Annotated in this window: 6 protein-coding genes; 3 read left to right on the top strand and 3 right to left on the bottom strand. The window is 64.9% G+C overall.

Annotated elements, in window-relative coordinates; genetic code table 11:
- Positions 1-27 precede the first annotated feature (27 nt).
- The 3 genes from R3E77_02070 to R3E77_02060 all read left to right on the top strand — a co-directional run bounded on the left by R3E77_02070 (position 28) and on the right by R3E77_02060 (position 7,298).
- Positions 28-684 carry a hypothetical protein gene (locus tag R3E77_02070; protein ID MEZ5498196.1) on the top strand — a complete coding sequence of 219 codons (657 nt, stop codon included), beginning with the start codon at positions 28-30 and terminating at the stop codon, positions 682-684.
- 238 nt (positions 685-922) lie between these two features.
- Entirely contained in the window at positions 923-2,689 is a 1,767-nt protein-coding gene (locus R3E77_02065; GenBank protein ID MEZ5498195.1) for a S8 family peptidase, read from the top strand.
- Positions 2,690-2,789: 100 nt separating this feature from the next.
- Positions 2,790-7,298, top strand: coding sequence for a two-component regulator propeller domain-containing protein (locus R3E77_02060; GenBank protein ID MEZ5498194.1), 4,509 nt, complete (start codon positions 2,790-2,792; stop codon positions 7,296-7,298).
- Positions 7,299-7,300: 2 nt separating this feature from the next.
- On the opposite strand, the gene fghA is transcribed toward R3E77_02060, so the two are convergent.
- Genes fghA through R3E77_02045 form a run of 3 tightly spaced genes read right to left on the bottom strand, consistent with a single transcriptional unit; the run spans position 7,301 to position 13,374 of the window.
- Entirely contained in the window at positions 7,301-8,152 is an 852-nt protein-coding gene (gene fghA, locus R3E77_02055; protein MEZ5498193.1) for an S-formylglutathione hydrolase, read from the bottom strand.
- Between the two features lie 7 nt (positions 8,153-8,159).
- A complete protein-coding gene (locus R3E77_02050) occupies positions 8,160-9,269 on the bottom strand; it encodes an S-(hydroxymethyl)glutathione dehydrogenase/class III alcohol dehydrogenase (protein MEZ5498192.1) in 1,110 nt (369 codons plus the stop codon).
- Positions 9,270-9,312: 43 nt separating this feature from the next.
- Positions 9,313-13,374: a hypothetical protein gene (locus R3E77_02045; GenBank protein MEZ5498191.1), complete on the bottom strand. Its 4,062-nt coding sequence runs from the start codon at positions 13,372-13,374 to the stop codon at positions 9,313-9,315.
- Positions 13,375-13,389: the final 15 nt, after the last annotated feature.

The raw sequence follows: 13,389 nt of genomic DNA, 5'->3' as shown, positions 1-13,389 counted from the left end.
GGTCGCGTCGCAGCCTGTGCGGCCGCCATGGGTGGCATTGCCGCTCGCGCGTCGCCGGAGCCAAATTCGTTGTTAATTCACTGGATGATACAGGCCTGCCGCGACGGGTCAACGAGCAGTAGCGGACGGGCACCGCGACGGCCCGCCGCTTTGCCGGTCAGCGCATTGGACCCGGAATTGGCTAGCCAGGTATTGCATCCTGGAACCTTTGACCGCATCATGCGCGCCGCCCGGGACGGCCTGGCCGCGACGCGGCGACGTTTGTTGGTTTTTGATCCGACCCCTGATGAGGTGTACCGACAGATGAAGAAGGCCAGTACGCGCCCACGGCGCGCCACCACCCCTCCTCTGCAAAAAGTCAACGAATACCTGGAAAAGAACTTTCCCGATTTCTTCGCCGACGCCAAGTTCCATGTCGGCGACGACGAGTACTTCCTGTACACCCGCTTCGGTCAATACCTCGCCCGCACCATCGAGAACAAACGCGCCTCGCGCGAGAAGATCAATCGCGGCTTCACCGTGCTCAACAAGATGGCGGCCGTGTCGCGCCGTCACCCCAATGTGCGGCGGATCCTGGTCTCGGGACCCCTCGAGTACATCGTCGATGCGCCCAAGGCCCGGGCGCTCGCGCGCAAGCAGCTGACGGCGACCGCCCAGAGCTACCTCGAAAGTCTCTGCGAATAGGCACCGCCGCGCGCGCCCAGCCGCGCTGGAAATTGCAAAACCTGCAGAGGCGGCAAAACCCGTGCCAGCCCGGCCATTTGACGCCCGCGTTATTTGAGTCGCATCGCAGTTTTCCGGCGGTGACGCGGCGAAGCAAGCAGCGCGTCACATTGCCCACTGCGCGTTCAATAGCACCTCGCGGCACGCTCGCCGCCCGAGGTCTATTGCCATGCGCCCGATTTCGACAGATCGTTCAAGCTTGCGCCGCCGCACCGGTCTTGGCCTGCTGCTCACGGCGGCCGCCCTTGTGCTCACGGCCGCAACAGATCGACAAGGCGCCGAGCCGCGTCAGACCTACATTGTCCAGGCCGCCAGCAGCGAGCTTGCCCTGCGCAGTGTTCAGAAGGTAGGCGGACAACTCGTCAGCCGTCTCGAGATCATCAACGGCGTCGGCGCCAGGCTCAGCGCCACGCAGGCGGCGCGGCTCGCGGCGCAAGGAGCAGTGCGCATGCAGCCGGATCGCGGCCTGGCCATCAGCGCGAAGAAGAGCTACAGCACACAGAGCTCCTATTCGACCCTCCTTCAGAAGCTGTCCGACAGCTACAACAGCCAGCAGACCTATACGGATGGCAGCGGCGTGACCTCGGTCGGCCTGTTCTTCGAAACCAGCTACCCGACCCTGGTCGGTGCCGATCAACTGCACAGCGCCGGCATTACCGGCGAAGGGGTAACGATTGCCGTGCTCGACACCGGCATGAGTGCGGACCTCGCAGACAAGTTCGATGGCCGGATTGTTGCCAGCGTGAACTTCGCCGGCGACGCGAACGATGCCATCACCACAGACGGCAGCGGCCATGGCACACACGTCGCGTCGATCGCGGCGAGCGGCGCACAGAATCTCGCGGGGTCGTATTTTGGCGTCGCGCCCAAGGCGAATATCGTGATCGTGCGCGCCTTTGCAGCCGACGGTTCGGGCCGCTACCTCGACGTCATCGAAGGCATCAACTGGATCGTCGCGAATCGCAAGAAGTTGAAGATTCGCGTGCTGAATCTCTCTTTCAGCGCCGATCCGCAGTCCTACTATTGGGATGACCCGCTCAATCAGGCGGTCATGGCAGCCTGGCAGGCCGGCATCGTGGTCGTGGTCTCCGCAGGCAATGCCGGCCCGCAGCCGATGAGCATCGGCGTGCCGGGCAACCTGCCCTATGTGATCACCACGGGCGCCCTCACGGACAATTTCACCCCTTATAACGGCACGGATGATCGCCTGGCGTCCTTTTCCTCCGCGGGTCCCACCTACGAAGGATTCGTCAAGCCCGATGTCCTTGCTCCGGGCGGCCATATCGTCGCCGCGATGCCGCGCGACAGCTACATCGCGACTCACTACGGCTCCCAGATGGATCCTAACGAGCGGCTGTTCACCATGTCGGGCACATCCCAGGCCGCCGGCGTGGTCAGTGGCGTCGTTGCATTGATGCTGCAGGCCAATTCGAACCTCAAGCCCGACACGGTCAAATGCCGCCTGCTGTCTGCCGCGCGCACAGCGCTCGACGCCGATGGCCGGCCCGCCTACGCGGTCTTCCAGCAAGGCGCGGGGCTCGTGAACGCGCTCGATGCGGTGAACAACGGCAACGACAATTGCGCCAACCAGGGTCTCAATATCGCTGATGACCTGTCGGGGCGACGCCACTTCGGCGGACCAGCCAACCAGGACGGTGACGGCAACTTCTACCTGATGGACATGGATGCCGGAACCTTCGGAGACCCCCTCGCAGGTGACGGCTACACCTGGAGCCGCGGCTACACCTGGAGCCAGGGCTATACATGGAGCCAGGGCTACACCTGGAGCCAGGGCTATGCCTGGAGCCGAGGCTATACCTGGAGCCAGGCTTATACCTGGAGCCAGGGCTATGCCTGGAGCCGGGGCTATGTCTGGAGCCGGAGCCTCCTGTGGGACGAAGGCAGCTTTGCGACCGCCGGGCTTGCGAGCGCCATGTCGATCAATCGCTGGGTGCCACAGGAATAGTGTGACCGCTGTCCTCAAGGCAGCGCCAGGACACACGATAAAGTCTAAAGAGTCCCGCCCCAGCGGGGCCGCGCCCTGATCGACCGTGGAGTCCATAGCCTTGCGGCGACAACTTTCGCATCGCCTGTGCGGTTCGGTACTCGCCGTGCTGCTCGCCATGAGCGCGCGTGCGGCGCCGCCCATGGTGTTCCAACACCTCGCGGCCGAGGAAGGCCTGTCGCAGAACTCGGTGATGTCGATCTCCCAGGACGGACTCGGTTTCATCTGGCTCGCCACCGAAGACGGCCTCAACCGCTACGACGGCTACGAAGTGCTCCGCTACGGTCGTGAACGCTCGAGCCGCGACGGACTCGGCAGCAATTTCATCTGGGCCACGACGACGGATTCGCACGGCAGCCTGTGGGTCGCGGCCAAGGACGGTGGCCTCGCCCGCTGGGATCCGCGCGCCGAGCACTGGCTCGCGTTTCGCCACGATCCCACGCGCGCGGATTCACTGCCGAGTGACGCATCGCGTCATGTCTACATCGACCGGCGTGGTCAGCTCTGGGTCGCGACGACCGGCGCCGGCCTCAGTGTCGCCGACGCGCACGACGGCAAATTCCGTCACTTCCGCCACGATCCGCAGGATCCCGGCTCCCTTGCCAGCGACACGGTGACCGCCATTGTCGAGGATCAGCAGGGCCAGATCTGGATAGGCACGGATGCCGGACTCAACCGCTACCGGCCGGCAAGCGAGAATTTCCTGCGATTTGTCCACGACCCAGCCGATCCGGGGAGCCTGAGCTCGGACAACGTCTCGGCGGTATACGTCGATCGCGCCGGCAACCTGTGGGTCGGTACTTATGACGCGGGGCTCAATCGCCTCGGCGAGGACGGCAAGCACTTCCGACGATTTGCCGCCGGCGATTCCGCGACCGATCTGCTGCACGATGAAATTCGCGCCTTGCTCGAGGACAGCAGCGGCCGCTTCTGGATCGGTACCGCAGGTGGCCTCAACCTGCTCGATCGCGAGAGCGGCGAATTCGCGCGCTACGTGAACGATCCCGCCGACGCGACCACGCTTCGCGACAACTACGTGATGTCCCTGTTCGAAGATCGCTCCGGACTCATCTGGGTAGGCACGCGCGGCGGCGGCGTGAGTCGCTGGAACCCGCGCAGCTGGTCGTTCGGACATCGCCGCCCGGGCTGGGCCCACGGCGTGTACGTCATGGCCTTTGCGCGTGACCAGCGCGGCAACCTGTGGGTCGGCAGCATGGGCGGCAGCGCCATGCGCCGTGATGAACGGACCGGCAAGTGGGCGTCGCTCGAGAACCTGATTCCGCGCGCAGCACCACGTGACCGCAGAGTCATGAGTCTTGCGAGCGATACGCGCGGCAGTCTCTGGATAGGCACCATGACCGAAGGACTGGTCCGTGTCGCGGCCGATGGCAAACTCACTCGCTATTCGAGCGAGGCCGTCGCCGAGCGGCGCCTCAGCGCCGATGGCATCATGTCCATATTGCCAGCGCGTGACGGGCGGGTCTGGGTCGGCAGCTTCGGCGGCGGCGTGAACCTCATCGACGCGAATGGCAAGGTGGCCGCGATTCGCCATGGCGAAGATGACACCGCGCGTGAACTCGCGGACTTGCGCGCCACGGCGCTGGCAGAGGACCGCAGCGGCCGCATCTGGGTTGGCACCGAGGGCTTCGGGCTCTATCTGCTGGATGGCGACGGCAAGCTGCTGCGAAATTTCCGGCCGGATCCGGCCGACCCACACAGCCTTTCGGCCGCGACAATTTACTCGCTGCATGTTGATCACGATGGCACGGTGTGGGTGGGCACTGCAGGCGGTGGTCTCGATCAGGTCGTAGGCTCCGCATCGCGACCCACTCAGGTGACGTTTCGCAACTACGAACAGGTAGAGGGCCTCGCGAGCAACGTCGTCTACGGCATCCAGACCGATGACAACGGCAATCTCTGGCTGAGCGGGCCCAAAGGACTTGCGCGATTCACGCCCACGAGTGGCGAGGTTCGTCAGTTTCATCGCCAGCACGGCCTGCAGGCCGAGGAATTCAACTTCGGCGCGAGCTTCCGTTCCGCGGACGGCCGGCTGTATTTCGGCGGCGCCAATGGTTTCAATGAATTCGATCCTGCCCATATCGAAGAAGGTGCCGTCGCGCCGCTCATTGCGCTGACAAGGGTCGAGGTCGGCAATCGCCCCGTCGCGGACACCAGCCTGAACGGTCTCGGCCATGGCATCGATCTTGGTTTTCGCGACAACACGGTCGCCTTCGAAGTGACCGCGCTCGATTACGTGAGCCCCGCGAAGAATCGCTACGCTTATCGACTGATCGGGTTTGACGATGACTGGAACGAGCTCGGATCCGGGCGACGCATTACCTACACCAATCTCGACGCCGGCCACTACAAGCTCGAAATCAAGGCGGCCAGTGCCGATGGCCTGTGGTCGCTGGCGCCACTTGCCGTCGAATTGCGGGTTGCGCCGGCGCCCTGGTTGAGCCGCTGGGCCTATTTCGCCTATACGATGTTGCTGTTGGCCGCTGTCGCGCTGTGGCAGCGCCAGCACAGACTCAAGCTGCACCACGCAGCCGAGGAAGCCGCTCACCTCGAACAGGAAGTGCGCCTGCGGACACAGCAGCTGTCGGAACGTAACGTCGAACTCGAACGCCTGAGCCAGGCCAAGAGTGAATTTCTCGCCCGCATGAGCCACGAGATCCGCACGCCCATGAATGGCGTCATCGGCATGACCGAGCTGCTGACACGGACCGAGCTGAACCCGAAGCAATCCGAACTCGCGGCGGCCGCGAAGAGCTCGGCGATGTCCCTGATGTACATCCTCGATGACATTCTCGATCTGTCCAAGGCCGAGTCGGGCGGTATGCAGCTCGAGTCCATGCCCTTCGACCTCAGCGCGGTGATGTTCGAAGCGGTGGAGATGCTGAGCAGCAAGGCCGAGGCCAAGGGGCTCGAAATCGTCACCTCGCCGCCGCCCGAACTCGAGCATTGGCTGCTCGGCGACCCCCTACGCCTGCGGCAGGTCCTGCTGAACCTGCTTGGCAATGCCATCAAGTTCACCTCCTGGGGCGATATCCTCCTCTGCGCCGTTGTCACGGACAGGCAGGATGACCGCGTGGAGTTGGCGATCACGGTACGCGACACGGGCATCGGCATGGCGCCCGAGGTCGTTGCCCGCATATTCGATCCGTTTGCGCAAGGCGATGAGTCCACAACCCGACGCTTCGGTGGCACGGGTCTTGGGCTTGCCATCTGCAAGGAACTGGTCACGGCGATGGCCGGGGAAATTACCGCCGAGAGCAAGCCGGCCGTCGGGTCGACCTTCACCATCAAATTGGGCCTGCCCTGCGTGCCGGCGCCGCCCGGCTCGCGCTGCGAGGAATTCCACGACCAGCGCGTCAGCATCGTGAGCGCCAACGAAACCCTGCGCAATGCCCTCATGCGCCAGTGCCGCGGCTGGCAGATGCAGGTCGACTGTCGCGGCACGCTCGCGGAACTGCGCGCATTGAATCGCGCCGCGACGGCCGAGGATCGCAACGCGGCCGGATTCATCGTGATCGATGCCGACAGCTGCAACAGCGAACTATCGAGCATGCTGGAGCTCGGCGTCTTCGACGACCCCGGGCTCAAGGTCCTCATTCTGGCATCCGCGACCGCGCAGCTTTCGGCGCGCTATGACAGTCGCCTGCCGCGCGCGCGGCTGCTTAGCAAGCCAGCGCGACCCGAACTCCTGCGCCGCGCGTTCATCGCGCTCAGGGAGGCGGTGCCCATTGGCGGTGCACCGGCCATGGAGCACGCCGTGGTTGCGCGCCCGGCAAAATCGGCGCAGTCGTTGCGCGGCCGTGTTCTGGTTGCCGAGGACAACGAGATCAACCAGTCGGTCATCCACGGCATGTTGGGCAGCATCGGCTGCATCGCAACGATGGTCGCGAACGGTGCGGATGCGGTGAGCGCAGTTGCCGAAACCCGCTTCGACCTGGCGCTGATGGACCTGCAGATGCCGGAGATGGACGGCCTGGCCGCGACGCGTGCAATCCGCGCGGCCGAGCGCGGCGAGCGACACTTGCCGATCATTGCGCTTACCGCCAATGCCGCCGAATCCCACCGCCGCGCCTGCCTGCATGCCGGCATGGACGATTTCCTGAGCAAGCCCGTGACGCTGGATGAACTGCGCGCCGTGCTGGCACGTTGGCTACCCGTCGAGGAGAAAAGTATGTCGTCGTCGCCCGTTACACCTGCCAAACTCAATGAAGCGGCGCTGAATGCAATCCGCAGCCTGGAAACGCCGGGCGAGCCTAGCCTGCTGGCGCGTGTCGCCAGGATCTTCGTCAACGAATCCGGGCAGCAGATCACGCGGATCCGCGCCGCGATCGAGCGGCGCGACCTGAAGCAGCTCGCGGCCGAATGTCATGCGCTGAAATCGAGTGCCGCCTCGCTCGGTGCCGACTCGCTGGCCCGCGCGGCCGCGGCCCTGGAACAGGTGGACAAGTCGGTGGATCCGCAGCTACTCGAGAACCTCGCGCGCCAGTTATGGCTCGCGCATAGTGCGGCCGTGCCAGCCATTGCGGAATTGACCCTCGCAGATACGGCGTGATGTCAGCCGCCGGCCGCGAGGCGCGCGTGATGCCAGCGCAGGTGTTCTTCGATGAAGCTGCCGACGAAGAAATAGCCGTGGTCGTAGCCTGACTGCATGCGCATCTCGAGCGCGATACCCTTCGCCGCACACACCTCCGCGAGCAACTTCGGTCGCAGCTGCTCCTCGAGGTAAGGGTCGGACAAACCTTGATCGACCAGCAATTCGGGGACGCGGTGGCCATCCGTGATCAGCGCGCAGGCGTCGTACTTGCGCCAGGTTTTCTGATCCGGCCCGAGATAGTTCGCCAGTGCCCTGCGGCCCCAGGGCACTTCCATGGGCGCAACGATGGGCGCGAAAGCAGAGACCGAGCGAAAGCGTTCCGGATTCCTGAGCGCGATGGTCAGTGCGCCGTGCCCGCCCATGGAATGACCACTGATACACTGGCGTGACATGTCGGCTGGAAATTTCGCCGCGATCACCGCAGGCAGCTCCGCGGTGATGTAGGAGTACATCCGGTAATTGTTCGACCAGGGCAGTTCGGTCGCATCAAGGTAAAAACCGGCGCCGAGTCCGAAGTCATAGGCCTTCTCGGCATCGTCCGGCACGTCGGGACCGCGCGGGCTGGTATCGGGCGCGACCAGCATAAAGCCGAGTTCCGCCGCGACGCGCTGGGCACCGGCCTTCACGGTGAAATTCTCTTCGGTGCAGGTGAGGCCCGCGAGGAACCACAACACGGGCACCGGGCCGGCGGCCGCCTGCGGCGGCGAAAACACCGCAAAGCGCATGGTGGTCGATGTCTCGCGACTGCCGTGTCGATAAAAACCCTGGGTGCCGCCGAAGCAGCGGTGCTCGCTGATCGTTTCGAAATTCATTGCCGAATCAGTACATCACCACGGAGCGGATCGACTTGCCTTCGTGCATGAGATCGAAGGCATCGTTGATGCGCTCGAGCGGCAGCACGTGTGTGATCATGGGATCGATGGCGATCCTGCCGTCCATGTACCAGTCGACGATGCGCGGCACGTCGGTGCGGCCGCGCGCACCACCGAAGGCCGTGCCTTTCCAGACGCGGCCGGTGACCAGCTGGAATGGCCGGGTGGCGATTTCCTTGCCGGCCTCGGCAACCCCGATAATCACCGATACGCCCCAGCCGCGATGACAGCATTCGAGCGCCTGGCGCATCACGGTCGTGTTGCCCGTGCAATCGAAACTGTAGTCCGCGCCGCCATCGGTCAATCCGACGAGGTGCTGCACCAGGTCGCCGTCGACTTTGCGCGGATTGACGAAATGCGTCATGCCGAACTTGCGGCCCCATTCTTCCTTGGCATCGTTGATGTCGACACCGATGATGCGGTTTGCGCCAACCAGGCGCGCGCCCTGGATCACATTCAGCCCGATGCCTCCCAGGCCGAACACGACACAGTTGGCGCCGGGTTCGACCTTGGCGGTCTTGACCACTGCGCCGACGCCGGTGGTGACGCCGCAGCCGATGTAGCAGGCCGATTTGAACGGCGCGTCCTCGCGTATCCTCGCGATCGCAATCTCGGGCAGCACGGTGTAATTCGAGAAAGTCGAGCAACCCATGTAGTGGTAGATCGGCTTGCCCTTGTAGGAGAACCGCGAGCTGCCATCGGGCATCACGCCCTTGCCCTGGGTGGCGCGTATGGCGGTGCACAGATTCGTCTTGCCGGACAGGCAGGACTTGCACTGGCGGCACTCCGGCGTATAGAGAGGAATGACGTGATCGCCCGGCTTGACCGAGGTAACGCCGCTGCCGATCTCAACGACCACGCCGGCACCTTCGTGACCCAGGACGCATGGGAACAGGCCCTCGCTGTCGAGGCCGTCGAGCGTATAGGCGTCGGTATGACAGATACCGGTCGCCTTGATCTCGACCATCACCTCACCGGCTTTGGGCCCGGCAAGATCGAGCTCGACGATTTCAAGTTTTTTCTTTGGCTCGAAAGCCACGGCGGCGCGCGTTTTCATAGTGACACCCATGATAGTTCAAGGCGCATGCGTTGGCAGCGCCTCAGCTTCGGCCTTCGGGTTTCGCGATGACCGACGCCCGCCAATATCCGCCACTGCTGAAAGCGCTCCACGCCCAGCGCAGCCAGCGCGTGCCGGCCCAGACGATCCAGGATGCCCAGGCGAACATCAGCACGCGGTAGATCCACAGCGGCACGCTGAATACGCGCGGCGTCGGCAACGCGCCGGCGGTTTCGTCGACGAACCAGCTGAAGCGATTGCCTCCCGACCCGGGCCCCGCCACACCCATGTCGGGACTCGCGAGGAGACCGTAGCGTATACCGGCGAAGGCGAGGCTCAGCAGAGCCACCGCGGTCAGCACACCAAGCAATATCTGCACCAGGTTGAACCACGGACCCTGCACGGCGCCGCCGCGCTCTCGGCGCCAGGCGAGCGCGACGAACCAGATGAGCATCAATGCGAATACGTACCAGGACAAGGTCGACAGGCCGAGTCCGAGCAGCAACCACTCGTGGGTACGCAGCGGCGATGCGCGCCAGCGCCCCAACGCGATCGCAACCAGCACGAAAACCACGAGTTCGCTCCAGTAAAGTAGCGCCGGGCCGACACCCGCTCCAAATGCCAGCAGGGGCCAACGCCGCTCCGGCAGCGTCATGTTCGTAGTCACGTTGCTGGCGGCGGCGTGCAGGTCGATCGCGGGCGGGCGACCGACGACTCCGGCGCTGCTCGTGAGCGTATAGGCGAGGCTCACCTGATGTGCGCCGGGCAGCAAGTTCAGGCTCAGCTCACCGTTCTCGGGTCGCAGCTGTTGTGCCTGGCCGTCCACGATCAGCGTGCGCAACCTCGCCTCCGGCGGCATCGACAGGTTGTGTCGACCGCCCTGTGTACTGCGATAGGACAATGTCAGTTCCGCATCGACGCTGCGATGGCCGATCGCAACCTCATGATTGACCCGATCGATAGCGAGCGTCGGGCCCGGGGCTGCGACAGGCCTCGCGATATCGATTTCGAGTTTCTCCCCAGCGCGCGGATGGAACTCGAATGTCCAGTTGGGTGCGTCCGTGTTCTCGGGCAGCACGGCGGGCAGGCCCGAGAACCTGAGGCGCCACTCGGGATTGGCCTGCACGACCCATACTTCGCTGCGCTCCGAGTTCGCCTGCATCGAAAGTGTGACGCCGGTGCTGCGCGGGAGCGATGAGCGCCAGCCGACCTGCGACTGGCCGGGTCCGAACCCGACATGCGCGACACCTGCGGCATCCACGCGCAGCGACTCGCTCAGTACGGCCTCGCCCGGCAACAGGGGCACATCGATATTGAATCCATCCTGAGCGGGCGCGACGCGTGTGACCGTGGTCGTGACACTCCAGTTGAGGTCGAAATCGATGCGCCGCTCGACGCGCACGAAGGTCGGAAAAACGCCGCCGGTGCTTTCGGTAAAGCTTTCCGCGGTGCTCTTGCGACTGCGAATGACCTCGAGCGTGCCGCCGACCAGCCGACCGTCGGCCATTCCGGCAAAGTCCCAGCCATCGCCCGTTGCAACGACGGCGCGCGGTGGCCTCTGGAACGCGAGTTGCAATGAATCGACCGCCGCGATCCTTCCCGCCATGCGCAGGCTGTGCACACCCTTCGGCACGGCAACATAAAGCGCGCCGTTGCGTTCGCGAAGCGCAGCGACCGGCGTGCCATCCAGCGTGATGCGCTCGAGCTGCCATCGCGGTGGTGATTGCGGCACCGGCACCGCGACATCCGCGAGCGCTGTCACGGTCAGCGTCACTTCGAGTTGATTGCCGCTGGCGGCGATACGCGCCTCGGGCACATCGGCGCAATCGGGCGCACAGAGCGGCGCCTCGGTCAGGCGCTGCTTGAGCTCCTGCAGCAGCGCTGCATCCGGTGTGCTCGCTGCGAGTACGGGCGCGGGCAGCAGGGACATGCCCGCGCTCGCGAGCACGAACAATGTGACGAGCGCCGCCGCACTTGTCGGCGCCCGTGGCAGGCCCAGCTGGCTTGCGCGCAACAGGGCGGAGAACAGCGCGGCCAGAAGCACGCAAGCGGTGACGCGCCACAATGCGAGGCCCACCTTGCCGATATAAAGGAAGTTGACGGTTTCCGTGGCCTCCACGGGCCCTGACCACGCGTAGTCGTAGGCGCGGTACTGCCAGGCGGGCAGTCCGCGCCCGGCTTGCAGCACGGTCCCGGAGGCGTAGCGCTGCAACACGGATTTGTACTCTCCGCCGAGCCTTGCGCTTGCGGGCGGAGGCGCGGCCACTTCGCGCCGGGCCCCGGTCACGACGACCTGCTCCATCGTCTCGGGCATGGCTTCGGCGGCTGCATCCGCCCACGGCTCGGCTTTGCCCGCCATCGCATAGCCCGGCGCCCAGATCTCCAATTGTGGGTGCACGGCGAGACGAAGCTGGCCGAAGATCAACGGAATCAGGGCGATGCCGAGTATCGCGAAACTCAGCACACAGTAGCGTTGCACGAAACGGCGCAATCCGCCCTCCGGCACCACGGCGGCGAGCCCCACGGCGATCAGCAGATTGACCCACAGCCACACATACATCGGTGCGTCCTGGTAGCTGAGTGCCAGTGCGCCGAGCGCGAGGAGCCCGGCGCTGCGCCCGGCGATTCGCCAGGCAAAGGCGGCGACCAGGCAGACGCCGAAGACATTCCACAGGCCCCAGCGGTTGAGCCAGGCATCGGGGACCTCGTCCGGACCGAGGGCGGCGATCAGCCGATGGCCAACCGGCAGGATCAGCGTGCCCCGCACGGCATCGAAACGATGCGCCCAACCTGTCGCGGGCAATGCACCCGCACCACCATCGGCTTGCGCGACGGTCGCCAGCTGCAGCGTGGGCGCACGCAACTCAACGCCAGTGCGTTCATCGTTTCCCGGCGAGCGGGTGATGAGCAGCGTATCGCCGCCGCTGGTTGCATTCTCGAGGGTGAATGGCGCCACCATGTCGAGGCGCCAGTCACGGCGCATGCTGCCGCTGATTTCATCGCGTGCGACATAGTGGCTGTGGTCGAAGGACAACCACAGGCGGCGAGTCAGTTGCAGTTGGTTTTCGTCGGCATCGGTCAGGCCGCGGCTGCGCTCGGCGATCTTCAGGGTCTCGCCGCTCGCGAGACGAAACGCCGGATAACCACGCCATGCCTCACCGACGTTCGCCTGGGCTGCGTCGATCGAAGCCGCGCCTTCGGCAACGGCGACACGCAAGCGATCATTGCCCGCGAAGCTCCAGATTTCCTCTGTCGGCCATGCGCCTTTGGCGGTCGTCGGCATGGTGAGGGCGCTCGCTACGTCCTGGCCGCGGGCGATGAGGCTTACGATCCAACGTCCCGGGCGCAACTGCACACGCAGGCGACCGTCAGCTTCGAGGCGTGCGGCGAGCGGACTCGCCAGGCTGATGCCCGCATAGCCTTCGGGCAGAGCGGGGCCCAGCACGACCTCGCGCGCATCACCGGTGACGAACAAGCGCAGCTCGGTTGTCAGCAGCGCCGGGTTCTCATCCTGCAACAGGCGGTACACCTGTACCTCGAGACGATCCTTCTCGGTCGCGGCAATGCTGGGGTTGCCAAGTCGCAAGGCACCGTTTGGCCGCTCCGGCTGTGCGATCAAATCACCATCGACGAGGAGCCGGACGATCGCCGTCTGCGGCGATACCGCCAGTACGGGCGGGCGATTGGTCCATTCGAAACGGCCGCTGACACGGTAGGTCCCGGGCACGAGCCGCAATTGCGGCAGCGAATCATGTTCGACGACCGCAGCCGGCGAGCCATTGACGGTCACTGCGCGCGGCCAATGCTCGGCGCTGCCGGGCAGGATGATCCAGGAATCGCTGTAGACCTGCCATTGCTGCTCGAAGCGGCCGCTGTGGGCATCGACAGCGAGATCGAGCGCACCGGGCCAGGCGCAGCGATGTGCATCCGCGCTGGCCATATCCTGTCCGAGGAGCGCCGGGCAAACGCGGAATTCCTCGCCCTTCAGCACCCAGCCGCGCCAGGATTCGAGTTCTGCAGGCACCTTGTTCGCCTGTGCCATCGCGATACCGGCGATGCCGAGCAGCGTGACAAGCGAGCCAAGTCCCACCAAGGGTCTGCGCATGGACGATCTCCCCGC

The organism is Steroidobacteraceae bacterium, from assembly GCA_041395505.1.
In the GTDB taxonomy this organism is placed as follows: domain Bacteria; phylum Pseudomonadota; class Gammaproteobacteria; order Steroidobacterales; family Steroidobacteraceae; genus JAWLAG01.
Note: the sequence above shows the minus strand (reverse complement) of the source record. Positions and strands in the feature narration are given on the sequence as shown.

Bases quoted from the DNA above. Each gene is read 5' to 3' on its own strand.
- R3E77_02045 (MEZ5498191.1), bottom strand. From the start codon at position 13,374: ATGCGCAGACCCTTGGTGGGACTTGGCTCGCTTGTCACGCTGCTCGGC.
- fghA (MEZ5498193.1), bottom strand. From the start codon at position 8,152: ATGAATTTCGAAACGATCAGCGAGCACCGCTGCTTCGGCGGCACCCAG.
- R3E77_02050 (MEZ5498192.1), bottom strand. From the start codon at position 9,269: ATGAAAACGCGCGCCGCCGTGGCTTTCGAGCCAAAGAAAAAACTTGAA.
- R3E77_02070 (MEZ5498196.1), top strand. From the start codon at position 28: ATGGGTGGCATTGCCGCTCGCGCGTCGCCGGAGCCAAATTCGTTGTTA.